The organism is Pilosibacter sp. YYHA0881 (assembly GCF_051602715.1).
Taxonomy (GTDB): Bacteria; Bacillota; Clostridia; order Lachnospirales; family Lachnospiraceae; genus Alitiscatomonas; species Alitiscatomonas aceti.
The window spans coordinates 1,495,008-1,520,060 of record NZ_CP175657.1; the positions used below are offsets into that span (position 1 = coordinate 1,495,008).

General features: G+C 54.4%; 19 protein-coding genes, 1 pseudogene and 1 riboswitch. Of the genes and pseudogenes, 6 read left to right on the forward strand and 14 right to left on the reverse strand.

Annotated elements, in window-relative coordinates:
* Positions 1 to 3: 3 nt before the first annotated feature.
* The 4 genes from ftcD to ACI6NM_RS06995 form a co-directional block, all read right to left on the reverse strand.
* A complete protein-coding gene (gene ftcD / locus ACI6NM_RS06980) occupies positions 4 to 912 on the reverse strand; it encodes a glutamate formimidoyltransferase (protein ID WP_022273265.1) in 909 nt (302 codons plus the stop codon).
* A 38-nt stretch (positions 913 to 950) separates the two neighbouring features.
* The gene (locus ACI6NM_RS06985; RefSeq protein WP_262427062.1) at positions 951 to 1,556 is read right to left on the reverse strand and encodes a HutD/Ves family protein; all 606 of its coding nucleotides are present in this window, start codon (positions 1,554 to 1,556) and stop codon (positions 951 to 953) included.
* Between the two features lie 2 nt (positions 1,557 to 1,558).
* Positions 1,559 to 3,091: a histidine ammonia-lyase gene (gene hutH, locus ACI6NM_RS06990; RefSeq protein WP_158358304.1), complete on the reverse strand. Its 1,533-nt coding sequence runs from the start codon at positions 3,089 to 3,091 to the stop codon at positions 1,559 to 1,561.
* A 113-nt stretch (positions 3,092 to 3,204) separates the two neighbouring features.
* Positions 3,205 to 6,054: an ATP-binding protein gene (locus ACI6NM_RS06995; protein ID WP_262427063.1), complete on the reverse strand. Its 2,850-nt coding sequence runs from the start codon at positions 6,052 to 6,054 to the stop codon at positions 3,205 to 3,207.
* 223 nt (positions 6,055 to 6,277) lie between these two features.
* Here ACI6NM_RS06995 and ACI6NM_RS07000 point away from each other — a divergent pair, with 223 nt between their 5' ends.
* The 3 genes from ACI6NM_RS07000 to ACI6NM_RS07010 all read left to right on the forward strand — a co-directional run bounded on the left by ACI6NM_RS07000 (position 6,278) and on the right by ACI6NM_RS07010 (position 10,384).
* Entirely contained in the window at positions 6,278 to 8,299 is a 2,022-nt protein-coding gene (locus tag ACI6NM_RS07000; protein WP_215655021.1) for a urocanate hydratase, read from the forward strand.
* Positions 8,300 to 8,393: 94 nt separating this feature from the next.
* On the forward strand, positions 8,394 to 9,719 hold the full coding sequence (gene hutI / locus ACI6NM_RS07005; RefSeq protein ID WP_262427064.1) for an imidazolonepropionase: 1,326 nt from the start codon (positions 8,394 to 8,396) through the stop codon (positions 9,717 to 9,719).
* Between the two features lie 5 nt (positions 9,720 to 9,724).
* Positions 9,725 to 10,384: a nucleotidyltransferase domain-containing protein gene (locus tag ACI6NM_RS07010; protein WP_022273271.1), complete on the forward strand. Its 660-nt coding sequence runs from the start codon at positions 9,725 to 9,727 to the stop codon at positions 10,382 to 10,384.
* Between the two features lie 72 nt (positions 10,385 to 10,456).
* On the opposite strand, the gene metK is transcribed toward ACI6NM_RS07010, so the two are convergent.
* The 8 genes from metK to yedF form a co-directional block, all read right to left on the reverse strand.
* Positions 10,457 to 11,644, reverse strand: a complete 1,188-nt coding sequence (metK, locus tag ACI6NM_RS07015) for a methionine adenosyltransferase (RefSeq protein ID WP_022273272.1) — start codon at positions 11,642 to 11,644, stop codon at positions 10,457 to 10,459.
* A 134-nt stretch (positions 11,645 to 11,778) separates the two neighbouring features.
* Positions 11,779 to 11,894: riboswitch (SAM riboswitch) on the reverse strand.
* A 134-nt stretch (positions 11,895 to 12,028) separates the two neighbouring features.
* On the reverse strand, positions 12,029 to 13,321 hold the full coding sequence (locus ACI6NM_RS07020) for a UDP-N-acetylglucosamine 1-carboxyvinyltransferase (RefSeq protein ID WP_262427065.1): 1,293 nt from the start codon (positions 13,319 to 13,321) through the stop codon (positions 12,029 to 12,031).
* A 155-nt stretch (positions 13,322 to 13,476) separates the two neighbouring features.
* Positions 13,477 to 15,972, reverse strand: a complete 2,496-nt coding sequence (locus ACI6NM_RS07025; RefSeq protein ID WP_262427066.1) for a TolB-like translocation protein — start codon at positions 15,970 to 15,972, stop codon at positions 13,477 to 13,479.
* A 57-nt stretch (positions 15,973 to 16,029) separates the two neighbouring features.
* Positions 16,030 to 16,416: a hypothetical protein gene (locus tag ACI6NM_RS07030; protein WP_262427067.1), complete on the reverse strand. Its 387-nt coding sequence runs from the start codon at positions 16,414 to 16,416 to the stop codon at positions 16,030 to 16,032.
* Positions 16,417 to 16,494: 78 nt separating this feature from the next.
* Positions 16,495 to 17,415 carry a nucleotidyltransferase family protein gene (locus tag ACI6NM_RS07035; protein WP_022273276.1) on the reverse strand — a complete coding sequence of 307 codons (921 nt, stop codon included), beginning with the start codon at positions 17,413 to 17,415 and terminating at the stop codon, positions 16,495 to 16,497.
* A gap of 167 nt (positions 17,416 to 17,582) precedes the next feature.
* On the reverse strand, positions 17,583 to 18,737 hold the full coding sequence (locus tag ACI6NM_RS07040; protein WP_262427068.1) for a double-cubane-cluster-containing anaerobic reductase: 1,155 nt from the start codon (positions 18,735 to 18,737) through the stop codon (positions 17,583 to 17,585).
* Between the two features lie 17 nt (positions 18,738 to 18,754).
* A complete protein-coding gene (locus ACI6NM_RS07045) occupies positions 18,755 to 19,504 on the reverse strand; it encodes an acyl-CoA dehydratase activase (RefSeq protein WP_158358312.1) in 750 nt (249 codons plus the stop codon).
* Positions 19,505 to 19,523: 19 nt separating this feature from the next.
* Positions 19,524 to 20,138, reverse strand: coding sequence for a sulfurtransferase-like selenium metabolism protein YedF (yedF, locus tag ACI6NM_RS07050; protein WP_262427069.1), 615 nt, complete (start codon positions 20,136 to 20,138; stop codon positions 19,524 to 19,526).
* A gap of 186 nt (positions 20,139 to 20,324) precedes the next feature.
* On the opposite strand from yedF, the gene selD reads away from it, so the two are divergent.
* From selD to citX, 3 genes are all read left to right on the forward strand, one after another.
* Entirely contained in the window at positions 20,325 to 21,365 is a 1,041-nt protein-coding gene (selD, locus tag ACI6NM_RS07055) for a selenide, water dikinase SelD (protein WP_262427070.1), read from the forward strand.
* A gap of 117 nt (positions 21,366 to 21,482) precedes the next feature.
* Complete coding sequence (gene citC, locus ACI6NM_RS07060) at positions 21,483 to 22,529, forward strand: [citrate (pro-3S)-lyase] ligase (RefSeq protein WP_262427071.1); 1,047 nt, start codon at positions 21,483 to 21,485, stop codon at positions 22,527 to 22,529.
* Complete coding sequence (gene citX, locus ACI6NM_RS07065; protein WP_262427072.1) at positions 22,526 to 23,965, forward strand: citrate lyase holo-[acyl-carrier protein] synthase; 1,440 nt, start codon at positions 22,526 to 22,528, stop codon at positions 23,963 to 23,965. Before citC ends, citX begins: the two co-directional genes overlap by 4 nt.
* A gap of 148 nt (positions 23,966 to 24,113) precedes the next feature.
* Here citX and ACI6NM_RS07070 read toward each other — a convergent pair whose 3' ends face one another.
* Together ACI6NM_RS07070 and ACI6NM_RS07075 are read right to left on the reverse strand one after the other, a co-directional pair.
* Positions 24,114 to 24,398 (reverse strand): winged helix-turn-helix domain-containing protein, encoded by a 285-nt coding sequence (locus ACI6NM_RS07070; protein ID WP_262427084.1) that lies wholly within the window; start codon positions 24,396 to 24,398, stop codon positions 24,114 to 24,116.
* A gap of 15 nt (positions 24,399 to 24,413) precedes the next feature.
* A pseudogene (locus ACI6NM_RS07075) lies at positions 24,414 to 24,596 on the reverse strand (ATP-binding protein); the annotation flags it as partial.
* Positions 24,597 to 25,053 lie beyond the last annotated feature (457 nt).

The following is a 25,053-nucleotide window of genomic DNA, read 5'->3' on the forward strand; positions in this document are numbered from 1 at the left end:
GGTTTATTCCTCCTCTAAAAGACGGTTTTCCATGATCTGGGACGGATCAAAGCCTGCCACCTGGAGATAATACTCGGCGCAGTCCACCAGAGCCTGCATGGGAAGGAGTCCCACGATCTCGCTTTCCAGCACTGGAACGCCGTAGCGCTTTGCCTCCATTTTCACAGCCTCGAAGGCACGGTATACGGCCGTCTTTGTATAGTCAGTCAGGTTCATGGATACCTGGGCCAGATTTCTGTCCTCCAGCATCACGCCGATGGCCTTGATGTAATGGTAGCCGCCGTTGATATTCCTTACGCGTCTTGCGATCTGGTTTGCGATCTCCAGATTATCGGTGCCCAGATTTACGTTATAGGCCACCAACGGCATCCTGGCTCCCACTGCGCTGACGCCTGCTGTGGGATGGGGAGCGGCCGGTCCGAAATCCGGAGCCCATTTTTCTGTATCCTGCATCTTCTCTGCCATTCCCTCAAACTGGCCCTTGCGGATGCTGGCCAGGTTCGCTCTGTGGGGAGCCGTCGCGGAAGACTCGTATAAGAAGCAGGGGATCCCGTACTGCTCGCCCACGGTCTTTGCCACTTCCTTGGCCAGAGCATCGGCCTCCTCCAGGGTCGCGTTGCGGCACGGAATGAACGGAACCACGTCCACGGCTCCCATTCTGGGATGCTGGCCCTCATGCTTTGTCATATCGATCAGCTCCACAGCCCTTCCAAAGGAAGCTACCACCGCATCGCGGAGGGGCTCTGGCTCACCGATCACAGTGACCACCAGACGGTTGTGGTTGGGGTCGGTCTGGTAATCCAGAAGCCGCACGCCTTTTTTTGCACGGAAGCACTCTACGATTTTTTCGATCTTTTCCAGATCGCGGCCTTCACTATAATTGGGTACGCATTCGATCAGCTTATTTCCCATTGATCCCATCCTCCAGTTTTTCTGTTATTGTGATTGTTTTAATTTTTATCATTTTCATGTTTTTCATGGATCTCTGCTTTCACAGCCCGGGTCCCTGGCTTTATCTCATAGGCGATCCGGCTCCCGGACGGCAGTCCCCGCAGCAGGAGCCCCTGGCCTTCATCCAGGATCACTGGCTCCGGTCCGGAAACCAGGACCTCCATCCGGCCCTCATGGCAGTAAAAGAACAGGGTCCTGTACACATCCTCTGTCTGTTCACTTCCAGAACCGGAAAGGACCTCCAGGTCCCCTGTACAGGCTCCCTTCCTTAACATCAGATTAAAGTCCGTCACCTGCCCCCGGCTTCTGGTCTCACTGGCCCCGTCAAACCGATGGGGCGAAAACTCCTCCAGATGGATCCATGGTCCCCCGTCGTGGCATATGTCCATCTCCCCTTCAAGGGTCAGGATGATCCGGTCAAAATCCGGGAGAGACGTAAAGGTGCTCTCCTCCAGCTCCACGGTGGCGGAGCTTAAGCGCCACAGAAAGTCCCGGCTCTGGTAATTCCCGTTTTCCGGCGCGATGGAAAACTCGGTGGTGGTCCCGCCGGACCAGGAAGAGACGCGGCATGCATCTCTTCCGATCTTTTTTATCTCCATGTTCATATTTAATACTCGATTTCTGCTCCCAGGGCTTCCTCAACGGCACGGATCAGAGAGCCGTCCTCGATGATCTTTTCGCAGTAGTTGATGTCCTCATAAAGCTCCCGGTCCTCATCCAGACGGGCCACACATTTGCGCACAAGATCATAGGCCGCCTGGGTCCCCTTTCCAAGTCCCTTGTTTCCTCTCATGTCGATGCCCTGGCAGGCTACCATCAACTCCATAGCCAGCACACGGCGCACATTGCGGCCGATCTCGCCGGCCTGCCTTGCGGCGATGGTCCCCATGCTCACATGGTCTTCCTGGCCTGCGGAAGACGGGATGCTGTCCACGCTGGCCGGATGGGCCAGGACTTTATTTTCAGAAACCAGGGCGGCAGCCGAATACTGGACGATCATAAAGCCGGAGTTTACGCCGCCGTTGGGTGTCAGGAATGCGGGAAGGCCGCTGTACGCCGGGTTCACCAGACGTTCGATCCGGCGCTCGGAAACGTCGGCCAGCTCGGATTCTGCGATCTTTAAGAAGTCAAAGCTTAAAGCCATGGGCTGTCCGTGGAAGTTTCCTCCGGAAATTCCGCTTCTGTCCTCCCTGAAGATCAGCGGGTTATCCGTAACGGCATTGATCTCGATGTCCACACGGCCGCCCACATAGTTGACCGCGTCCTTGCTGGCTCCGTGGATCTGCGGACAGCAGCGCAGGGAATAAGCGTCCTGTACACGGATCTCTCCCTGGCGGCTGGCGTTTTTGCTTCCCTCCAGGAGCTTTAATAAGTTCCTGGCTGTGGCCATCTGGCCTGCATGGGGACGTACCTGGTGGACTCTTGCATCCAGGGCGTCCACAACGCCGTTCTGGGCCTCAAAGGATAAGGCAGCGGCGATGTCGGCGGTCTTTAAGAGCGTAATGGCGTCATGAAGAGCGTGGGCGCCCACAGAGGTCATGGCCTGGGTCCCGTTATTTAAGGCAAGCCCCTCTTTGGCAGACAGCTCGATCACCGGGATCCCGGCCCGCTCCATGGCCTCAGCGCCCGGAAGCAGCTCGCCCTTATACCAGGCCATTCCAAGACCGATCATGGGAAGGACCATATGGGACAGGGGAGCCAGATCTCCGGATGCGCCCAGGGAGCCCTTTTCCGGGATAAACGGAGTCACACCCTTATTTAACATGGCGATCATGGTCTCCACAGTCTCCAGGCAGATGCCGGAAAAGCCGTTGGAAAGGCTGTTGACACGAAGTAACAGGATCCCCCTGGCAATGTCCTCTTTAAAGGGATCCCCCGCGCCTACCGCATGGGTGATGATCAGGTTCTTCTGCAGCAGCTTACACTCATCCTGGGAAATGACCACATCGCTGAACTTACCGAAGCCAGTGGTGATCCCGTATACGACCTTTCTCTCCTCCACCAGCTCGTTGACCACCTGTCTGGAGGCCAGGATCTTTTCTCTGCTCTCATCCGATAAAACGACTTCTGCGCCTTCGCGGCATACGGCGATGATCTGGTCCACGGTCAGGTCATGGCCTGTGATTACAACTTTCTGCATATGCTACCTCTCCTTATGTGATTTTGCTGAAATTTTTACCAGTTCCAGTCGGATATGGATCCATTATACACAAAAAACGTCCAAAAAGCGTCAAACTCTTTCACTTTATCATGCTAATATGTCAGACGATTCTCCAATCGTTTCTCTACCTCGGAAAGCAGCCGTTCCGTCTCCGGATTCCGGATCTTATCGGAGATCTCCCTCCCCTTCCTGTAATGCTCCCTGGCGCTCTTTAGGTCGCCCGTCTTTATGCAGGTGAGAGCGAGCCAGCCCTCGGCCCGTTCCAGGCCCCAGCGGTAGCCGTTCCGTTCCAGGCATTCCACAGCCTTTTCCAGAAGCGCCATGGCCTCCTTATACTGGCCTCTGAGACAGTGGACCTGGCCCATGCTGGAGTAGATCTGGCCCAGGCCGTTCATAAAGGACAGGCTCTCGCCCACCGCCAGGGCGCGGCCATAATAGGCCATGGCCTCGTCCAGATGATCCTGCTTCCTGTATACATCTCCCAGATAATTGTAGCAGGCCGCCACGCCCGCGCCGTAGATCTCATGGTCCAGCTCCTCAAACAGGGACAAGGCCTGGAGCAGCATGGTCTCCGCCACATCGTACTTTCCCTTCTGCATATAGCAGAGCCCCTTTAAGCGCATGAGGGTGGCATACTCGTCCTTTTTCTCTCCGCCCCGGCACCGGAGCCCGTGCTCCACCAGCTCCTCCACCAGCTCTGTGTTCCCGGTCTGGATCCCGCAGAAGATCTGCTGTTTTAAGCATGCCAGGTAAACCTCGTCGTCCCCCAGCCCCAGGGCCAGGGCCATGCTGCAGTTAATGTCAGAATTTCCCCGGTCATACTCGCCCATGGCGATCTCATACCGTCCCTTGATATAGCGCATTTCCATTTTCATCTGTCGGATCATGGGGGAATCGTCCTTTAATCCAATGACCTGCTCCGCCAGCTCCAGCATCCGCTCCGCCCCGGTCATGACGCCGAAATCGTCTCCCTGCTCCGGCATCGGGCTGTGGAGCACCGGGAAATTCTCGTTGATGACCGTGTAAAATTCCTTCAGATAGTAGATCTGATAGCGGTACGCCTGGACCTGGTCATGGCACTTATCATAGTGGTAGGCTGCCAGGGCCAGGGTCCGGAAGCCCCGGTCCGGCTGGCTCCCATAATATTCCGCCAGCATCCGGTGGTACTGGAGGGTCTTTCCGTTACTCTGCTTTTCATACACATATTCCTGGAACAGGCGGTGGCTGAACTTATAATACACGTTCCAGCCCACCAGCACCTCCTGGATCAGAAAGGCCTCGGAAAGCCTCTCCAGACGCTTTAAGAGCGTCAGCCGGTCCGTCCCCTTCATCAGATATTCCAGCTCCTCGATACCGATCTTTTCCGGGAACACGGACATACATTCCAGGATCTCCCGCTCCCTGGCTCCCACCGATGACAGCCGGGTCTGGATGGCCAGATTGGTCTTGGCGGATTTTTCCAGGGTAAAGCCCTTTTTCCGGATCAGATTGATCATCTCCCGAAGGAAAAAGGCGTTCCCCTCGGTGGTCTTATAGATGGACCGGCACTTTCCCGCCTCCTTTGCCACATCGGGAAGCTCCCGCCGCAGGATCTCCTCTGTCTCTTCCTCTGTAAATGGCTCCAGGCGGACCACGGTGATCCTGTCCTCCCGCACCAGGGGCTCCAGAGATGTCATCACATCCATTTCCCCATTTTTGCTGCAGGTACACAATACTGCTGTCCCGGCCCCGGAGGCGCTTCCCAGAAGCCGGTTTAAAAGCTGGAGGCTCATCCGGTCCATCCACTGGACATCGTCAAAGGCCAGCAGGACCCGGAAGCGGCGGGTAAGGCCGGAAAACAGTTCCATGATCTCTCGCTCGATCATGGAATAGGTGAGACGGCGGCTGTCGGGCCCTCCGGCGTTTTCCAGCTTAAGGATCATGGACAGGCGCTCCTCATCCCCGGTCTTTAAAAATCCCGGGCCTCCGTTTTCCTGGATCTGGCGCAGCTCCTGTAAAATATCGCTCCAGGGGTTCAGAAAAAAATCCGTTCCCTGGCGGTAGCAGGAGCTTTTTAAGGTCACCATCTGCCTGGAGGCGGCCAGCCGGAGGCTGTTTTCCAGAAACGCCGTTTTTCCGACCCCCTCCTCTCCCACCACCACCAGGCAGTTCACCGGATCGGAGGGATCCCATTCCAGAAATTCACTGACAGAAAATAATTCCTTTTTCCTCCCCACAAAGGGCAGGTCCGCCGGGCCTCCCACGGCCTTCATATGCTCCTTCACATGGAACACCCGCTGGAACAGCTCCCGGATCTTCCGGGACGGCTCCACCCCCATCTCCTCCTTCAGGCACTTTTCCAGATCATAGTACAGGCGGATGGCCATGATATAATCGCCATGTTCTGCATAAATGCTCATCAGCTCATAATAGATCTCTTCATCATATGGATCCTCTTTTATAAGAAGGGAGCCGTATTTCTGGACCGCCTCCATGTCTCCCTTCTCTCTGGCCTCCCGGAATTTCCCAGAGGCATTTTTTACAGACTCCTCGCTCTGCATGGCCCGGATCCCGCCGACCCACTCTTCAAATTCCAGACATTTTTTTATGTAAAAATATTCCAGGAACGGCTTCTGCTCTCCCAGATGGCCCTTTTTTACATGATCCCAGTCAATGGACACGGGACAGGCCGGATTTAGGGCGATCCCCGTATGGCCCGCAGTCAGGATAATGTCCTTATCCAGCTTTTTCCGTACCTGGTAGATGGCGTCCCGGAGCTTTTTCCTTCCGCTGGCCTCGTCCTCATCCCCCCATAAAAGACAGATGGCCTCCTCTCTGGTGATCTCCTTTTTCACACAGAGATAATAAAGAAAGCCCTCCACCTTTTTATATGGAAAGCCCACCGGTTCCCCGTCTGCCAGGATGGCCGGAGTCCCGAACAGGCGTATTTCAATTTTTTTCACCGTATCCCCTCACTTTCGCTTGCGGCCGTACTGCCGCAGTTCCCTCACGGATGCTGGTTTCTTCTGCCTTTAAGTATACAAAACGTCCAAAAAACTGTCAACTATTCCAGCTTATTGACGTTTTTTTGACTCTCTGGTGATATACTCTAAGTAACTGAATAGTTCCGCAGATTTTAGAAAGACTAAGACGTTTCTGTTATAAAGAGAAAGGATGAGAATGCATATGACCAACAAAGAAATCGGCGCTGCCATGACCATCAAGCTGGATCCGGTGCTTCCGGAGTATCCTGTATTTAAGGAAGGGATCCGCCGTGCCCCCATGCGCGACCTGACCCTCTCCGACCATGAAAAGAAGCTGGCAGTGAAAAACGCCCTCCGCTATGTGCCCGAGGAGCTCCACGAGGCTCTGGCCCCCGAATTTATGGAAGAGCTCCTGACCCGCGGCCGGATCTACGGATACCGTTTTATGCCAAAGGAAAGGATCTACGGAAAGCCCATCGACGAATATAAGGGAAACTGCGTCCAGGGCAAGGCCTTCCAGGTAATGATCGACAACAACTTAAACCATGATGTGGCCCTTTATCCTTATGAGCTTGTGACCTACGGCGAGACCGGACAGGTATGCCAGAACTGGATGCAGTACCAGCTCCTGAAAAAATATCTGGAGGTCCTCACCGACGAGCAGACCCTTGTGGTGATGTCCGGCCATCCCCTGGGCCTTTTCCACTCCCATAAGCAGGCCCCCAGAGTGGTCATCACCAACGGCCTTATGGTGGGCGAGGGCGATAATCCGGAGACCTGGGCAAAGGCAACGGCCATGGGCTGCTCCTCCTACGGCCAGATGACAGCCGGAGGCTGGATGTACATCGGCCCCCAGGGCATCGTCCACGGTACCTTCAATACCATCTTAAACGCAGGCCGTAAGTTCTTAGGCGTTCCCGCAGAAGGAAACCTGGCCGGCCACTTATTCGTCACCAGCGGACTGGGCGGCATGAGCGGCGCACAGCCCAAGGCCATCGAGATCGCCGGAGGCGTGGGCATCATCGCCGAGGTGGATTCCTCCCGGATCGAGACCCGCCACAGCCAGGGCTGGGTAAAAATGATCTGCGAGTCTCCGGAGGAGGCCTTCCGTACAGCCCGGACCTATATGGACAGGAAAGAGCCCATGTCCATCGCCTTCCACGGAAATATCGTGGACCTGCTGGAATATGCTGTAAACAACAACATCCATATCGACCTGCTCTCCGACCAGACCTCCTGTCACGTTCCCTACGACGGCGGCTACTGCCCCCAGGGCCTGACCTTTGAGGAAAGAACTGAGATGCTGGACCATGACCATGAAAAATTCTGTGAGCTGGTCAACCGTTCCCTGACCACCCACTTCCATATGATCCGGACTCTGGTGGAAAGAGGCTCCTATTTCTTTGATTACGGCAACGCCTTCATGAAGGCTGTATTTGACGCCGGAAACAAGGAGATCTCCAAAAACGGCGTGGACACCTCCGAGGGCTTCATCTTCCCGTCCTATGTGGAGGACATCCTTGGACCGGAGTTATTCGACTACGGCTACGGCCCGTTCCGCTGGTGCTGCCTGTCCGGAAAGCATGAGGACCTTATTAAGACCGACCATGCGGCCATGGAGATCATCGATCCCAACCGCCGCTTCCAGGACCGGGACAACTGGATCTGGATCCGTGATGCTGAAAAGAACCAGCTGGTGGTGGGGACCCAGTGCCGGATCCTCTACCAGGATGCTCTGGGAAGACGCGACATCGCTTTAAAATTCAATGAAATGGTAAGAAATGGAGAGATCGGACCGGTGATGCTGGGCCGCGACCACCACGATACCGGCGGCACCGATTCCCCGTACCGCGAGACCTCCAATATCTATGACGGCTCCAACTTCACGGCCGACATGGCGACCCACTGCTATGCAGGAAACGCAGCCCGCGGCATGACCCTTGTGGCTCTCCACAACGGCGGCGGCACCGGCATCGGAAAGGCCATCAACGGCGGCTTCGGCCTTGTCTTAGACGGCTCCGAGCTCACGGACCAGATCATCCGCGAAGCCATCCCGTGGGATACCATGGTGGGCGTTTCCAGAAGAAGCTGGGCAAGAAACGAGCACTCCATTGCGACCGTTGCCGAATATAATAAGAAATTTGCCGGCTCTGACGCTATCACGATGCCCTATATCGCCGACGATGAGCTGATCGAGCGCGTATTTAACAACGCATGTAAATAAACCATACTGCCCCGGCCTGAGCAGCCTTCTGCCCAGGCCGGAACCGCCTGGAAACGCATCCGGCGGTTCCTTTGCAGAGAAAGTAGGAGACTATATGAAAAAACTTTATATCCGCCGCGCCTCCGAGCTGGTGACCTGCCGGGGCTCCGCTCCCAAAAAAGGCGCGGAAATGGCCGATATCGGTCTTATAAAAAACGGGGGCGTTCTGATCCATGACGACCAGATCTTTGCCGTCGGCACCACCGAGGAGCTGGATCTCCTGGCAGGCTTTGAAGAGGGCTCCGGTCAGGCTGACGCATGTACGGAAACTGCCTCTGGCTATACGGTCCTGGACGCCTCCGGAAAGACCGTTCTTCCTGGCTTCGTGGATTCCCACACCCACTTTATCTTCGGCGGCTACCGGGCCGAGGAGTTTTCCTGGCGCTTAAAGGGCGATACCTATATGTCCATCATGGAGCGGGGAGGCGGCATCAACGCCACCGTCGGCCCCACCAGGGACGCCTCCATCCAGGAGCTGGTTTCTGTCGGAAGAGAACGGATGAACCGGATGCTGGAGTTCGGCGTGACCACCGTTGAGGGAAAAAGCGGCTACGGCATGGACCGGAATACGGAATTAAAGCAGCTCCGGGCCATGAAGGAGCTGGACGCCTCCCATCCGGTGGATATCGTGACTACCTTCCTGGGCCCCCACAGCGTCCTGCCCCAGTATAAGGGAAAGGAGCGGGAATTCATCGATATGCTCTTACAGGACGTAATGCCTGTGGTCAAGGAGGAGGGACTGGCAGAGTTTGCCGATATCTTCTGCGAAAAGGGCGTGTTCGGCATTGAAGATTCTGAATACTATCTGACCAGGGCAAAGGAAATGGGCTTCAAGCTGAAGGTCCATGCCGATGAAATGAACTCTCTGGGAGGCGCAGAGCTGGCCGCCCGCACAGGCGCGTATTCCGCTGACCACCTTTTAAAGGCCTCCGACGAGGGGATCCGCCAGATGGCAAAGGCGGGCGTCATCAGTACGCTGCTGCCGGCCACCGCTTTCTGCTTAAAAGAGCCCTTCGCCCCGGCGAGAAAGATGATCGATTCCGGCTGTGCCGTGGCCCTGGCTTCGGATCTGAACCCCGGAAGCTGCTTTACCAACAGCATCCCCCTTCTCATAGCCCTGGGCTGCATCTATATGAATATGTCCATTGAGGAGGTGATCACTGCCCTCACCATCAACGGGGCCGCAGCCCTTGGGCGCGCTGATTCCATCGGAAGCCTGGAAAAGGGCAAAAAAGCCGATGTGGTCATCTTAAAATACCCGTCCATCCACTTTATGCCCTACCATACGGGGATCAACCTGGTGGAGACTGTCATAAAGAATGGAGACGTGGCCTACCAGAAGGAATGGGAAAGGCTCCCGGAATTGAAAAGAGAGAATTAACGAAAATGATTGAAATAACTGAATTTATTAAAAAATATATGGCTGCCCTGGATCAGGCCTTTCCGGACCGCGTCTGGTTTGCCGGACTCCAGGGCAGCTACGGCCGCGGGGAGGCCACAGAAGCCAGCGACATTGATATGGTGGTGATCCTGGACCAGCTCTCCGCCAGCGATATCCATACCTATGACGCCATGCTGGATACCCTTCCCTGCCGGGAGCTTATCTGCGGCTTCCTGTCCGGAAGACAGGAGCTGGAAAACTGGGAGCCCTCGGAGCTTTTCCAGTTCTGCCGCGACACCACCCCCATAAGAGGAAGCCTGGACCAGGTGCTCTCCTCTGTCACCAGCGCCGATATAGCCCGGGCCATAAAGTCCGGCGCCTGCGGTGTCTACCACGGCTGTGTCCACAATATGCTCTATGAAAAAAGCGAGGATATTTTAAAGGGACTCTATAAATCTGCCTCCTTTGTCCTCCAGGCGGTCCACTTCCAGAGGACCGGAGTTTATGTACGGCATATGGCGGATCTGGTATCTGTCCTGCCCCCAGAGGAAAGCGCCGTTCTCCAGACCTTTATGGAACTGAAGGGCGGAAGACCGGTTGCCTTTGATGCCATGTCGGAGCAGCTTTTTTCCTGGGCAGGGAAATGGGCGGGGGCACCCAGATAAAACAGAGAGCCAGCCCCGGCAAACGCCGCTGTGGGGCTGGCTCCAGAAGCCTTTTTCTTCTATATTCTGTTCTTACAGATATTTCTTCAGCACATCCACCTTGTCTAACTTCTCCCACGGCAGATCCACATCGGTCCTTCCGAAATGGCCGTAAGCCGCAGTCTGCTTGTAGATGGGGCGGCGGAGATCTAACATCTTAATGATCCCGGCCGGGCGGAGGTCAAAGTGTTCGCGGATGATCTCCACAAGCCTGTCATCGGAAAGCTTTCCAGTTCCGAAGGTATCCACCTCGATGGAAGTGGGATGGGCCACGCCGATGGCGTAGGAAAGCTGGACCTCGCACTTATCGGCAAGTCCTGCCGCAACCATGTTCTTGGCCACATAACGGGCCGCATAAGCTGCGGAACGGTCCACCTTGGTGCAGTCCTTACCGGAGAATGCGCCGCCGCCGTGGCGGGCATATCCGCCGTAGGTGTCAACAATGATCTTTCTTCCAGTCAGTCCGCTGTCGCCGTGGGGTCCTCCGATCACGAAACGGCCTGTGGGATTGATATAAAACTTCGTGTTTTCGTCCACCATTCCTGCCGGAAGCACCGGATCGAACACATACTTCTTAATGTCCTCATGGATCTGCTCCTGGGTCACAGCATCATCGTGCTGGGTGGATAAAACAACAGCGTCCAGACGGTACGGCTTTCCGTTTTCGTCGTACTCCACCGTCACCTGGCTCTTTCCGTCGGGTCTTAAATATTTAAGTGTGCCGTCCTTTCTCACCTTGGTAAGCTGCCTTGTCAGCTTATGGGCCAGGGAGATCGGATAGGGCATATATTCCTCTGTCTCGTTGCTGGCAAAGCCGAACATCATACCCTGGTCTCCGGCGCCGATGGCATCCAGCTCGTCCTCGGTCATGGTCTTCTCTCTGGCTTCCAGGGCTTTGTTTACGCCCATGGCAATATCCGTGGACTGCTCGTCGATGGCGACCACAACGCCGCAGGTATCGCAGTCGAAGCCATATTTGGCCCGGTCGTAGCCGATCTCGCGGACCGTCTCGCGGACGATCTTCTGGATGTCCACATATGCGTTGGTGGTGATCTCACCCATGACCATCACAAGTCCTGTGGTGGCGCAGGTCTCACATGCCACACGGCTCATGGGGTCCTTCTCCATCAGTGCGTCCAGGATCGCATCAGAGATCGCGTCGCACATTTTATCCGGATGTCCCTCTGTTACGGACTCAGATGTAAAAAGTCTCTTTTCCATTTTTTCTCCTCTCTGGTTTCAGGGGCGCGCAGGGCACGCCGGCACTGTCTGCCAGCTCCTCTTTCTGTATCCCGCGCATAAAAAAAGTCCGCTCACATTCATAAGCGGACTTGACAAAGCTACTCCATCAAATCCTCTTATTGCTCGATTTCTCGCTCAGGCTGGCACCTTCCTGCCCTCTCGCACCGCGATTAACAGGGGTTGCCGTGACTTCACAGGTCCTATGTACCTCCATCACTCTGAATAAGGGATAAAACTGAATATTCTACGAACTTTTTTATTTTGTTTTCCGGCAGCCAGGAGCCGCCGTTGAGTTACAGCCAATATACTAGCCGATTCCTTTCCAAATGTCAATAGGAAATTTGAAATTTACGCGGAACCTGCCTAGCCCACCCGGAGCTTAAACTTCTGGGCTTCCTTCTCAGAATCCACCCGCTCGATGCATGCGCCCAGGGAGCGGAGCTTCTCTTCAAAGTTTTCGTAGCCCCGTTCAATGTAGCCGATCTCATCCACCACCGTATATCCCTCGGCGGCCAGTCCGGCCAGTACCAGGGCCGCTCCGGCTCTGAGATCGGGAGCCACCACCTGTGCGCCGGTGAACATACTGACGCCGTCCACAATGGCCACAGAGCCTTCAACCTTGATGTTTGCACCCATGCGGGACAGCTCATCCACGTATTTGAAGCGGTTTTCAAAAATACTCTCTGTCACCACACTGGTTCCGTCAGCCAGAGCCAGGGCCACGGTCATCTGGGGCTGCATATCTGTTGGGAAACCGGGATACGGCAGGGTCTTAAAATTCATATGGCGCTGCTTCGGTTTTCCCACCACACGGATTTCTTCGTCAAACTCCACAACCTCGCAGCCCATCTCCACAAGCTTTGCGGAAATAGCCTCCAGGTGCTTGGGGATCACGTTCTTCACCGTGATGTCTCCGCGGGTCACTGCGGCCGCGCACATAAAGGTCCCGGCCTCGATCTGGTCGGGGATGATGGAGTATGTGGTTCCATGGAGATGCCGCACGCCGCGGATCCGGATCACATCCGTACCGGCTCCCTTGATGTTGGCGCCCATGCTGTTTAAAAAGTTGGCCACGTCCACCACATGGGGCTCCTTGGCCACATTCTCTAAGATCGTTTCTCCCTCAGCCATGGTGGCGGCCATCATGATATTGATGGTAGCGCCCACGGAAACCACATCCAGGTAGATATGGCTGGCCACCAGGTCGATGGCATGGGCGATCACTGCCCCGCGCATGATGGATACATCAGAGCCCAGGGCACGGAAGCCCTTTAAATGCTGGTCAATGGGTCTGCTTCCGATGGTGCAACCGCCGGGAAGCGGAACCTCCGCGCTCTTATACTTTCCAAGAAGTGCGCCAATGAAGTAATAGGATGCGCGGATCTTGCGCATATGCTCATCTTCCACGGTCACTGCGTGGATATCCCTGGCATTGATCCGTACTGTGTGCCGGTCGGGCCGCTCCACCTTAGCGCCCAGGTGCCGGATCGCATCCAGCAGTGCGTTGATATCACTCACATCCGGCAGGTTCTCGATCACCACGTCCTCATCGGTCATGATGGACGCCGCCAGGATCCCCAGAGCCGCATTTTTTGCTCCGCTGATGGTCACGTCTCCCACCAGGGGGTTGCCGCCCTTCATAATATATTGTTCCATTCTGCACCTCTATATCCGCTGTACCGCCTTCCGGAAGCGCCGGAAAGCGGTCTGATTTCTATAATTCCCGCAAACACTCTCATTTGCTTATACTTTGACTAGTAAATTATAGCATAGATTCGGGATTTGTAAAGTAGGGATTTTCCTTTGCCGGATCAGAGCGGAAGGCAGCAGATATAGTCGCTGCCAAGGCTTTCAAACCGGGCTCTGGCCTCCTCCATGGGAATGGTCATACTCTGGGCTGCGGACGGATCCCAGATCCGGACATGGGTCTGGTCGTAGCCAGTCAGATACAGAAAGCTCCCTTCCCCGGTATACAAGAGCACCGGCTGGTTCCGGCAGACGAAAAACAGCGCTACATTTAAGGAGCTCCCAGAGGCGTCCAAAAGAAGGGCATCGCCCTCCCTCCGGCTGGTTCCCGTAAACTCTGTTCTGTAACGGTCCAGCTTCCGGGTGGCGGTATTCAGATCCCGGATGAAATAGGAGCCCGGACGGCTGGCCCTCTCCCACACCAGATCGTGCTTTCCAAAGGTCACGAATCCCATGGGATCATACGCTGCGTCAGCCGCATCGGCAAAGCTGGAATAGATCCCAATGAGCCGTCCACGGCCATAAGCGTAAAACTTTTCCTCCACGCCAGAGGCCTGAGCCTCCGTATGGATCTCATTATTCTCCTCCCGCACCGTTTTTTTCGGGGAAATGGTCCGGATCTTCTGGGAAGCGGAAATATCCTGGCCCAGCTGCACAAAATAAACCCGACCCCTCACATCCGACGCATACCAGCCGATATCATCCATCTTTCCAGGAAGGACCTTTGCGTTGCACACCAGGGTCTCCTCCTCGGCCTCGCCGAAAAAGCCGCCGTCCCGGTCAGACACCAGCTCCAGGTGGATCCGGCTTTCGTCCACGGCCACGTCCCGGATGTACTTTCCGCTCTTTTCGTAGTGCATGGCGCTGGCCATGTTCTGGTCGATGATATCCAGGGATTTCAGATATAAGCCCATGGTGCGCCCGTTGGATATGATATGATCCCCATATTCTCCGATCCCGTACACGCAGTCGCTTCCCACAAAGCCCAGGATCCTGTACGCATCGCTCTTTCCGTCTCCGATCTGGGTCTTGTCTCCTGTATCCAGGTCCATGATATGGAGCATCCTGGAATCATAGATCCCCGTATCCTCCTGCCAGGCCAGCCGGGACCCATCGGAGCTGACCGCAAACCGTTCCTCATCCAGACCCGAAGCCACCACCACATACTCGTGGCTGTTCAGATCGATCCCATAAACGCTTCCGCCCATGTACATGTAAAAAATACCGTTCTGTCCCTTATGGGCCAGGCGGGCCAGATCCAGCCGGAGCTCGCTGTACGGCTCGGCGGCCGGAAGGAAAAACTGCTCCGTCAGAGTATTGGACTCTGCCTCATAACGATAAAAAGAAACGCCTGTGTATCCCTCTCTGCCGCCCCGGTTCATATAGCCGTAGACCAGAAAATCCACAGTCCCCCCATCGGACACCTCCAGGATCTCCACCCCGTGGCGGTCCCGTCCGGCCCGGAGGTCGTCTGTGTTCCATCCTCCGAAAGCAAAAATACAGATACTGTTTCCTTCCTCCCGGTCATAGGCCCACAGCTCCCGGTTGGTCACAAAGGCCGTATACCGGCCGCTTTCGCTTTTCTTTGCGTACAGCCCGTCTCCATCGGAGATCCCCAGCAGAATGCGCTTTCCTGAGAAAAGCTCCCGGCTGCCGGAAAAGAGCTGGTTCATGGTCCTTTCATAATCCATCATATAGATCCGCTGGCTGCTCCACTTTAAAGTGAAGTTCTCAGTCACCCCATAGACCTCTGTCTCCCCGCCGTCCATTCCTCCGGCTCCGCCGTCTGCCTCCCTGGTCACATAGTATTCCAGCTCGATATTAGCCAGATCACCGGAAAGCTCCTTCAGGGACGCAAAGACCGTTTCTCCCCGGGACACGCCCAGGCTTCCCCAGGTCATCTGGGTAAAGCTGTTTTTCAGGGTGACCGTTCCGAAGCTGGAATTATCCGCGCTGGGCGTTGACTCCATATAGGTGGTCAGCTCCTGGGCCGAATCATAGTGGAAGGTCTTCTGGGAAAAGTCCTCCGCCAGGGCCAGCATCTGGGCCGCATGGTCATTGTCCGTCTCCAGGATCCGGGCGTAGTACCAGGCGCTGGTCCCATCCGAAAGGACCGCCTGGATCCCCAGCTGATACTGGGTCTCCGGCTCCAGAAGGTTCTGGACTGGCAGAACTGCGTTTATCTGACCATTTTCCTCGGTCCAGTCTGTGACCGTGGTGCGCTCCACCAGATGGGTCATGTCCATGGTGCGGATCTCATACTGCAGTGTCTTTATTTCGTCTCCATACTGGATCCGGATGGGAAGCCTGCGGTCCTCCGGCAGCACCAGGAGGCTGTCACGTTCTGCTGTGACAGCCAGTTCCTCCCGGTGGCCGAATAACGGCGCCAGTTCCCGTCCCAAGGCTGTGGGATATACAACCGGAAGCTCTGCCTCGCTCATGGCTGTATACACGACGCCTGTTTTATTCTCTTCCTTCCGGCCCAGGGGCCAGACAAAATAAATGATGGCTGCCGCCACAAAGATCAGCGCCAGCACTGCAATTTTTTTTCCTGTTTTCATTCAGTTCTCTTCCTGTCTGCCTTTTCTTCCGGACAGCGTATCCTGTACGCCGGTCCTTTAACTGATCGCCCGCCGCCGTAAGATCTCCTGGAGGGTCAGAAGCCAGACCAGATCCTGGTCCGTGTCCTCCCCCTGTTCCCGCATCTCCTCGAGGATCCGGTTCCGGATCCCCAGCAGCAGTACCCGGTCCGGGTATTCATCGTAAATGGGGCTTCCCGGGTGATCATACCGGTCACAGCACGCCTCCACAAAGCTCTGGCAGCGTCTGACGGACCGGGGATACAGCCCCTTAAAATATTCCAGATCCTGGAAACGGCGTTTTTCCAGAGCCGCGCTCCGGCGTCCCGCCTGTTCCTCTCTCCGGTACAGCATGTATGGCATCAGATCCCCACTCCGTTCCATGGCATGGAGGGCCTGGGGATAGCCGCGGTAGATCCTTTCCATAAAAGTTCCCGCTCCTTTTCCTGTAAATCCCTTTGGGATCATAATATGCAGGAAGGAGCGGGAAGCGCACTTCAATATTTAAAACAGCTTCTCCGGGTAAACGCCTTCGTCCACCAGCCTGCGGATCGAGGCCACCACCGCCGGTTTGTCCTCTTTATATGTGACTCCGAACCATTTATCCCGTGTTTCCAGTACACGGACTCTGGCCTTTCCGGTACGGATGCACTGGTCGATCATGGCCGGGAGCAGATACTCGGCCTTTACGTCACCCTCCTTCACATTTCCCAGGAACTCCGGAAAGCCCTTCTCCAGCTCCTTTAAAAAGCCCATGGGCAGACCGAACATATTCATGGAAACGTGCTGTCCGGCTTCCACAGTCACCGGATTTCCGTCATTGTCAGACGCATGCATTCCATCTGCGTCCTGGTAAATATCGTAAGTCTCCGTCACCTTGGCAAGGCACCCGTTTTCATCCACTGTGGCCACGCCCCTGGTAACGCCTCCGTTCTCGCTTAAAGTATTGGACAAAATAAAGCCCGCCATACACATATCGTAGCAGTCTCCGTCCTCGTCCATCTCGTTTACCATATAGTCATGGATCTTTTTAAATCCTTCTTTTCCATAATAGTCGTCGGCATTGATCACCAGGAAGGGCTCGTGGATCACGTTTCTGGCTGCCAGAACGGCCTGTCCCGTTCCCCAGGGCTTTTTCCGGCCCTCCGGCACTGTAAATCCCTCCGGCAGGTCATCCATCTCCTGGAACGCATATTCCACCGGAGCCACCTTTTCAATCCGGTTTCCGATGATCTCCTTAAAATCCTTTTCCAGATCCTTTCTGATGATGAAAATGATCTTATTGAAACCAGCCTCCAGGGCGTCGTGGATGGAATAATCCATGATGATCTCGCCGTTGGGCCCCACCGGCTCCAGCTGTTTGATCCCGCCGCCGAACCGGCTTCCAATTCCGGCCGCCATGATAACAAGGGACGTCTGCTTCATTTTCGTATCCTCCTCGCAAAATCTTGATTTTATCATACCACAACCCACAGGGCTTTTCAATTCGTGACTTCTTAAGAAATTGTGAATAGTTTTCATGTAAAAAGGGGCTGTTGCAAAAGAGAGGTTCAAAACCTTCTCTTTTACAGCAGCCCCAGGGCATCTTGATCTTACAGCATTTCCAGGAAGGCCGCAACACGGGTCTCGATCTGGCCGCTGTCTGTGGTGGAATAATCGGTCTCCAGCTTCAGATACGGAACGCCCAGCTCGTCCTCAACCACCCGGCGGGTCTTGTGGGATTCCACGTTAAAGGTATGGCAGGCCTGGAGGATCACCTCGATCACGCCGTCTACCTTATATTTCTCGATCATTTTCTTTGTATTTTCCAGGCGGTCGTCGTTGGGCGTCATAACGGAGCAGTGGATGGAAAGATACCGGTCGGAAATGGCACGTAAAATATCGTCTGCGTTCTCGTCGATCATCATGCTCCTGGTACGCTCACCGGAGCAGTCATCCAGGCAGACAATGACTCCGCCGTTGTCCTCGATCACCATCCCCACCTTCTGGATCACACCGCCGGTGGGACAGCCTGTGATCAGGATCCTCTTTGCGGAGGCGGGCACAGGACGCTCCCCTCTTTCATAAGCGGCTTTAGCCTCGTTCACCAGTTCTTTGATATTGGAGATCTGCTGCTGCAGGTCGAAGGTAAAGGTCCCCTTCTGAAGCGCCAGCATCATCTCTGTGCCGCGCATGGGCGGAGGGCAGAGGGCCTGAAGCTCATACATCTCGCAGAGGGCCTTTCTCTGCTCGTTGCGTACCCGCACGGCCCGTCTCAGATCCTCGTCTGTGATGGTGATGCCAAACTTTTCTTCCAGTTTTTTCTTTAAAAGACATACCTCCTCATACCAGATATCCTTGGCATAAGGGCGGTCCTGTCCCTGGGGAAGATGCATCACATATGTTTCTTTGATCTCGTTCAGAAGCTCATACATCTTTTTCTTTCCGTCACAGGTGGTCTCACCGATGATAATATCAGAAAAATATGTATACGGACATTTTTCCGTCACAGCAAAGCCGTAGGTTCCCTTGATCAGCGGGCACAGGTTTTTGGGGAGCACCTTTTCTGCATCCGGGATCGTCTCGTTGCTGGTCCCGCAAAGGCCGATGGCCGCAATATTTCCAGCGTCCAGGAGTTCCTGGGGCGTATAGGAGCAGAGACAGCCCGCTAATTTTCCGCCGTTTTCCTTAAATTCCTTGGCTGCCAGGAAGCCGTTTTTTCTGGCGTCTACAAATTCATCAAATAATTTGGGCAGATCACGATTCATTCTGATGTTTCCTTTCTCTATACGGCAGCCGTAAGCGCTGCTCCAATGGCTCCGGCATATCTTGCCAGGGGTACGCTTTCCACCGGCGCATGGAGCGCAAGGGAAAGACGTTCTAAAATATAGGGATCCTCACAGAGACCTCCGGTGAGGAAATACTGGTCTCCCTCCACCTGGGAGATCAGCTGCACCACCTTGGTGACCACCGATTCGATGACGCCGTAAGCGATATCCTCCCTGGGAGTTCCCTTTCCAATGAGGCTGATGACCTCTGATTCTGCAAACACAGTACACATGGAGCTGATGGTAATGGGATTTCCCCGGGATGCCAGGTCTGAAAGCTCCTCCATGGTCAGTCCCAGCCGGTTGGTCATGACCTCCAGAAACTTTCCGGTTCCCGCAGAGCACTTATCGTTCATGATGAACTTCATGACACGGCCGTTTTTCAAGGCGATCCCCTTGGTATCCTGGCCTCCGATGTCGATGACCGTCCCGTTCCTTCCGAACAGATGCCAGGCTCCCTTTCCGTGGCAGGTGATCTCCGTTACGGATTTATCGGCATAGGGGACCGATATCCGTCCGTAGCCCGTAGCCACATAGGCGGCGTTATCCTTGTGGATCCCGTCCTTCTCCAGCATCTGGTAGATATCCTCCGCCGTTTTCCTGCTGCTGAAGCCTGTATTTAAAAGGTAGGTCTTCACGACCTCCCCATCCTTTATGACTGCTGTTTTGGCCGCGCTGGACCCGATATCGATTCCCACTTGATACATGATACTCTCCTGTTATTCCTTACTGCTTGATGATCTTATCTGCGTTGGCAAGCTTTTCCACAATGGTGTACATATTGGTCACGCTTCCCACCGCCAGCTTGTCTTTCAGATTATAATAATCCAGACATGTTCCACATGTGAGGATCTCCACGCCCTGGGCTTCCATGTTCTTTAAATCATCCAGAGACGGAGAGCCTTCGGTCGTGATGGTCGCGCCGCCGTTGTAGAAAAGGATGGTGCTGGGAAGCTCGTCTAACTGGGAAAGAGCAAAGATAAAGCCCTTCATCAGGACCTTGCCCAGCTCGTCGTTTCCATGTCCCATGCGCTCGGAAGCGATGGCTACTACGGTATTTTTTCTTCTGTCTACGCCGCAGGAAGCCTCCTCCTCGGCTCCGTTCTCCTCCAGGGGCTTGTCCAGGGTGATCTTCACGATGAACAGCTTTTCTTCCTTCTTCTCTGCAAAGGACTTTAAGCCCTTGCTGGATGCCAGACGGGTCAGGTTCTGGACGGCAATCTCATTATCTACATGGACCTCAACGATTCCAGCCTCTGTCATTGCCTTTAATGCCTTTGTGGCTTTTACTACCGGGATCGGGCACTGGTCTCCCACTGCATTTACGACTACATTTGCCATGATCAAATCCTCCTGCTTGTATTTTTCGCCCAATAAGCTACCCTTTATTTTATCGTTGTTTCAGCAGTCTTGTCAAATAGCATATTTCAATACATATACCGGTTGTAAATATGTTTATCTATACGGTTGCTTTTTAAAAATCCAGGTGTTATGATGAAATCATGATCAATTAGGAGGTTTTTACAAATGGCAAAAGAACTGCCCCTTACTCAGATGACCACCGCGTCCGGCTGAGCAGCCAAACTGGGACCGGGTGTCCTCACAGAAATACTGGAAGATCTTCCAAACGTTTATAATCCCCGCCTTCTGGTGGGTTTTGATACCAGCGACGACGCATGTGTCTACAAGATCACCGATGATGTGGCCGCCATCCATACTGTGGATTTCTTTACGCCCATCGTGGACGATCCCTACCAGTTCGGACAGATCGCCGCAGCCAACGCTTTGAGCGACGTGTACGCCATGGGCGGACAGCCGGCGGTGGCAATGAACTTATTATGTGTTCCCAACTGTCTTTCCAAGGAAACGATCCGGCAGATCTTAAAGGGCGGCCATGATAAGGCCGTGGAAGCCGGCTGCACCATCGCCGGCGGCCACACGATCCAGGATCCGGAGCCCAAATACGGTCTCTGCGTCACCGGATATGTACGTCCCGATAAGATCCTTAAAAATGTCGGCGCACAGCCTGGGGATCTTTTAGTGATCACCAAGCCCCTGGGAACCGGCGTCCTGACCACAGGAGCCAAGGCAGACCTGGTATCAAAAGAGGATTATGACGCCATGACCTGTTCCATGGCTACACTGAACGCCAAAGCAGCTGAAGCAGCCCAGACCTTCCCGGATGTCCATGCCTGCACCGATATCACAGGCTTTGGTCTTCTGGGACATGCCTATGAGATGGCAGAGGGAAGCGACAGCACCTTAAAGCTTTTCAGCAAAAAGCTCCCGCTGCTCCACGGAGCCAGAGAGCTGGCGGAAATGGGCATCATCCCTGCCGGAGCCTACCGGAATATGGATTATGTGAAGCCCCATTTACGGATCATGGATTCTGCCGAGCAGTGCCTGGTGGATCTGATCGCAGACCCCCAGACCTCCGGAGGCCTTCTGGTGGCCCTTCCCGGAGACCAGGCCATGGAGCTCTGCAAAAAGCTGACCGCCCAGGGCATCACTGGAGCCATCATCGGCGAGGTAGTGGAAAAGACGGATGTGGATCTGATCATTGAGTAAACGTTTATAATCCGGAGTTTTGGAAATAATCCGAAATTCCGGATTATTTTTATGTTTTTCTGTTCATAAAGCCAGAAAAATGATATAATCTCTGTAAAAACAGACAGGAGGGATACTATGACAGAAGAATTTACGATCCATGAGATCTCCCTGGGATTTCCCCATGATAAAGAGATGCTGATCCGTTTTTTATCGGACCATGAGCTGGTTTTTGAAGATGACATCGAAACTGCCTTCGGCGTTTTTGACCAGGACGAGACTCTGCTGGGCTGCGGCTGCTGCGCCGGAAACCTTTTAAAATGCTTTGCCGTGGACGAGGCCTTAAGAGGTCAGAACGCCCTGGGAAGCCTGGTATCCAGACTGGTGGAAAACCGGTTTGAAGCTGGCCACTATGATCTTTTCGTCATCACCAGGCCAAAAAACAAGGTTCTTTTCACATCCTGCGGCTTTTATCCCCTGGCTGAGACCCAGTCGGTGCTGATGCTGGAAAACAGGAAAAACGGGCTGGAGCGTTTTTACTCTGCATTCCTCCCGGAATTCCCTGAAAACCATGGAAACACCCTGACCGGAGGCGTGGGCTGCATCGTCATGAACTGCAACCCCTTTACCAAAGGCCATCTGGCTCTGATCACCTATGCCGCCTCCCGGTGCAGCCTGCTCCACATTTTTGTGGTGGAGGAGGACCGTTCCCTCTTCCCCTTTGAGGTGCGGATGCGTCTGGTAAAGGAAGGGACGGCCCACCTTCCCAATGTGAAGGTCCATCCCTCTGGCCCATATATGATCTCCTCCGCTACCTTCCCCACCTATTTCCTGAAAAAAGGCGAGGATGCAGCCAGGATCCAGAGCGAGTTGGACATCACTCTGTTCGCCTCCCGGATCGCCCCCTTGTTCCATATCACCAAGCGGTTTGCCGGGGAGGAGCCCCTGGATCCGGTGACAAGAGATTATAACGAGGCCATGATCCGGCTTCTGCCCCAGTACAGCATTTCCTTTATAAAGATCGCCCGGACCACGGCGGAGGCCCCCGAGGGAAAGCCGGAGGTGATCAGCGCCTCCAGAGTCCGGAAACTGCTGGCTGAAACCGGCGTTACGGAGGAGGTCTTACAGCTTGTGCCGCCGTGTACGGCCCAGTATCTGAAAAACGAATTTGGAGCGCGCCCATGAAATTAAATCAGATCTTCTGCGGCTCTCCGGCGTCCCTGAAAGAGATCCTGGACGCCCGGAGCCGCCGGGCTGAACGGCAGAAAGCACTTTTAGCCACCCCCGGTGCCCGCTGCCTCATCAGCTTTTCCTTAAATATCCCTGGAGAGATCAAGTGTTTTCCCTTGGCTGTCTGGGCTTTCGAGGAAGGTCTACGGGAGATCCGGGCCGCCGTTTCCAGCCGAGACCTCCTCTCTTTTGAGGAATCCAGGGAAAACACAGGGCCGGAGGCCTTTTTCCTTCTGGATGCCGACGCCCCGGAAATAAAGAGGAAAATGACCTCCATCGAAGAAAACCACGGACTGGGACGGCTCTTTGACATAGATGTCCTGGGACCGGATGCCGTTCTCTTAAGCCGCTCCGGTTTCGGCCTTCCGCCCCGTTCCTGTCTGATCTGCGGCGAAAATGCAAAGGCCTGCGCCAGAAACCGCACCCATTCCATGGAGCTGATACTGTGGAGGACTTCCCAGATCCTCAACGACTATTTTAAAGAACAGTCCGCCGACCAGGCAGCGGCGGCAGCCGTCCGCGCCCTGCTCTATGAGGTATCGGCTACGCCAAAGCCCGGCCTGGTGGACCGGAATAATTCCGGCTCCCACCAGGATATGGACTTTTTCACCTTTGTGGACAGCAGCGCCGCCCTGATCCCCTGGTTCCGGGATTTTTTCAGCATCGGCTGGGAGCATGGGGACGAGACCGGGGACCGGCTTTTCGAACGGCTCCGTTTCGCCGGACAAAACGCCGAAGCAAAGATGTTTTCTGCCACCGGCGGCGTCAATACCCACAAGGGCCTGATCTTTGCCTCTGCCATCCTCTGCGGAGCCCTGGGAAAGGTATATAAAGATTCCTTCCTGCTCGGAAAGAAGCCTCCTGTGCCGCTGGACGCGGTGGTCGGGGAATGCAAAAAGCTGGGAAGCTGCTCCCTTAAGGACTTCAAAGCCGAAGACAGACGCCAGGACGTGTCCGCCGGGGCCGGTCACAGACGATCCACAGAAGAAACGGCCGGGGAAAGGATCCACACAGCCTACGGCATTGCCGGAGCCCGCGGAGAGGCTGCCCTGGGCTTTCCGTCGGCCCTTACCATCGGCCTTCCGGCCTTAAAGGCCTGGCTGTCCCAGGGCTTTTCCTTAAACGACGCAGCCGTCCTGACGCTTCTTTCCCTGCTCTCCCAGGTGGACGACACCAATATGATCCACCGGGGCGGCTTAACAGAGGCTGCTGCCGGAAAAAAAGAAGCCGGTGCCCTCCTTGCAGAGCTGACCCCGGGATCCTTCAGAGAAAAAACAGCCGCCCTGGACCAGTCCTTTATAAAAAGGAATCTGAGTCCCGGCGGCTGCGCAGATCTCCTGGCCGTCAGCCTGATGATCTGCTTTTTAGAGGAAAGCGGGATGATCGCCTAGGATCATCTGTTTTCCCTTAGCTAAAAATATGGTTGACTAAAAAGAAAGGCCCGTCGATTTTGCTGATGAAGAAACAGCCAGCCCGAAAGCATTTACGGACTGGCTGTATCAAAAGAGTACTATTATTGTCGAATTGGATGAAATATAGTTATAGAATAACCCATTTTCCTTTTTGACTGGAACCTTCCCTTTTTATAATTCCAGATTTTTTCATAGATTCCATATAATACTTAACTGTACTATATTTTTCTCCAATGACATCTGCAATCTTTTTCTGAGACAAAGATGGTTCCTCTTGAATCACTTTCAAGATGCGTGTAACTACGGAATTATCGCCGCCTTGGTTAGCTTGGTTAGTATCTTGGTCAGTGCTGCTAACCAAGCTCTTGAACATAACCATAATATCCTCACGTTTAATCGTATATTCTGGCATAGGATTTCCAGCTTCCTTACAACTGTCTTTGATTTTCTCGATTCCACGTCCCCACGCCTCAATAAAACCAGCTCTGAAAAACGTATTGGCGATCAACGGATTATACGGTCTTGACCGATGCTTCCCCATCAGATCATCAATTGTCCAATCCTCCGGGAAAATACAGTCATTCGCAATATAACGCCTATCTGCATACACGCTAAGCGTTTAAGTTCCGGGCGTTGACTGGTATCTTTGGACGGGTGTTCATAGTGAGAAATTCCGTCACCGTCAGAATGACGTTATTCTGGAATTTTAGGTCAAGGCAAAGGCAACGGACTTTCCCTCCGGCAGCTTTGTTATAGAGACGGCGCAGAAGGCCAACGCGGAATTAAAAACGGCTACAGTACAATATGCAAAAATCCGTCCGCCTTTGAGAAGTACAAGGCTTCAAAGTACAGACGGAAGTTTTAGGCGGAGCATAAAGCCGAACTTAAACTTTACTGGGCAGTACAGGCGGATATAAGGAGGATTCTTGACGGGGCGAAGCTCCCCAAAATGGAGGCCCAGAAAGAAGGAGGCAGGCTGGCAAAGAAAAAAAGGCTTTACGGTGAATACCAAAAGCCCGCAGGGATATGCAGGAAGTTTTAACAGTCAAAGCAAATGTTGGCTGTCT

Excerpts from the sequence above, each read along its gene's own strand:
- ftcD (WP_022273265.1), bottom strand. The coding sequence starts at position 912 with ATGGGAAATAAGCTGATCGAATGCGTACCCAATTATAGTGAAGGCCGC.
- ACI6NM_RS06985 (WP_262427062.1), bottom strand. The coding sequence starts at position 1,556 with ATGAACATGGAGATAAAAAAGATCGGAAGAGATGCATGCCGCGTCTCT.
- hutH (WP_158358304.1), bottom strand. The coding sequence starts at position 3,091 with ATGCAGAAAGTTGTAATCACAGGCCATGACCTGACCGTGGACCAGATC.
- ACI6NM_RS07000 (WP_215655021.1), top strand. The coding sequence starts at position 6,278 with ATGACCAACAAAGAAATCGGCGCTGCCATGACCATCAAGCTGGATCCG.
- hutI (WP_262427064.1), top strand. The coding sequence starts at position 8,394 with ATGAAAAAACTTTATATCCGCCGCGCCTCCGAGCTGGTGACCTGCCGG.
- ACI6NM_RS07010 (WP_022273271.1), top strand. The coding sequence starts at position 9,725 with ATGATTGAAATAACTGAATTTATTAAAAAATATATGGCTGCCCTGGAT.
- metK (WP_022273272.1), bottom strand. The coding sequence starts at position 11,644 with ATGGAAAAGAGACTTTTTACATCTGAGTCCGTAACAGAGGGACATCCG.
- ACI6NM_RS07020 (WP_262427065.1), bottom strand. The coding sequence starts at position 13,321 with ATGGAACAATATATTATGAAGGGCGGCAACCCCCTGGTGGGAGACGTG.
- ACI6NM_RS07025 (WP_262427066.1), bottom strand. The coding sequence starts at position 15,972 with ATGAAAACAGGAAAAAAAATTGCAGTGCTGGCGCTGATCTTTGTGGCG.
- ACI6NM_RS07030 (WP_262427067.1), bottom strand. The coding sequence starts at position 16,416 with ATGGAAAGGATCTACCGCGGCTATCCCCAGGCCCTCCATGCCATGGAA.
- ACI6NM_RS07035 (WP_022273276.1), bottom strand. The coding sequence starts at position 17,415 with ATGAAGCAGACGTCCCTTGTTATCATGGCGGCCGGAATTGGAAGCCGG.
- ACI6NM_RS07040 (WP_262427068.1), bottom strand. The coding sequence starts at position 18,737 with ATGAATCGTGATCTGCCCAAATTATTTGATGAATTTGTAGACGCCAGA.
- ACI6NM_RS07045 (WP_158358312.1), bottom strand. The coding sequence starts at position 19,504 with ATGTATCAAGTGGGAATCGATATCGGGTCCAGCGCGGCCAAAACAGCA.
- yedF (WP_262427069.1), bottom strand. The coding sequence starts at position 20,138 with ATGGCAAATGTAGTCGTAAATGCAGTGGGAGACCAGTGCCCGATCCCG.
- citC (WP_262427071.1), top strand. The coding sequence starts at position 21,483 with ATGACAGAAGAATTTACGATCCATGAGATCTCCCTGGGATTTCCCCAT.
- citX (WP_262427072.1), top strand. The coding sequence starts at position 22,526 with ATGAAATTAAATCAGATCTTCTGCGGCTCTCCGGCGTCCCTGAAAGAG.
- ACI6NM_RS07070 (WP_262427084.1), bottom strand. The coding sequence starts at position 24,398 with ATGCCAGAATATACGATTAAACGTGAGGATATTATGGTTATGTTCAAG.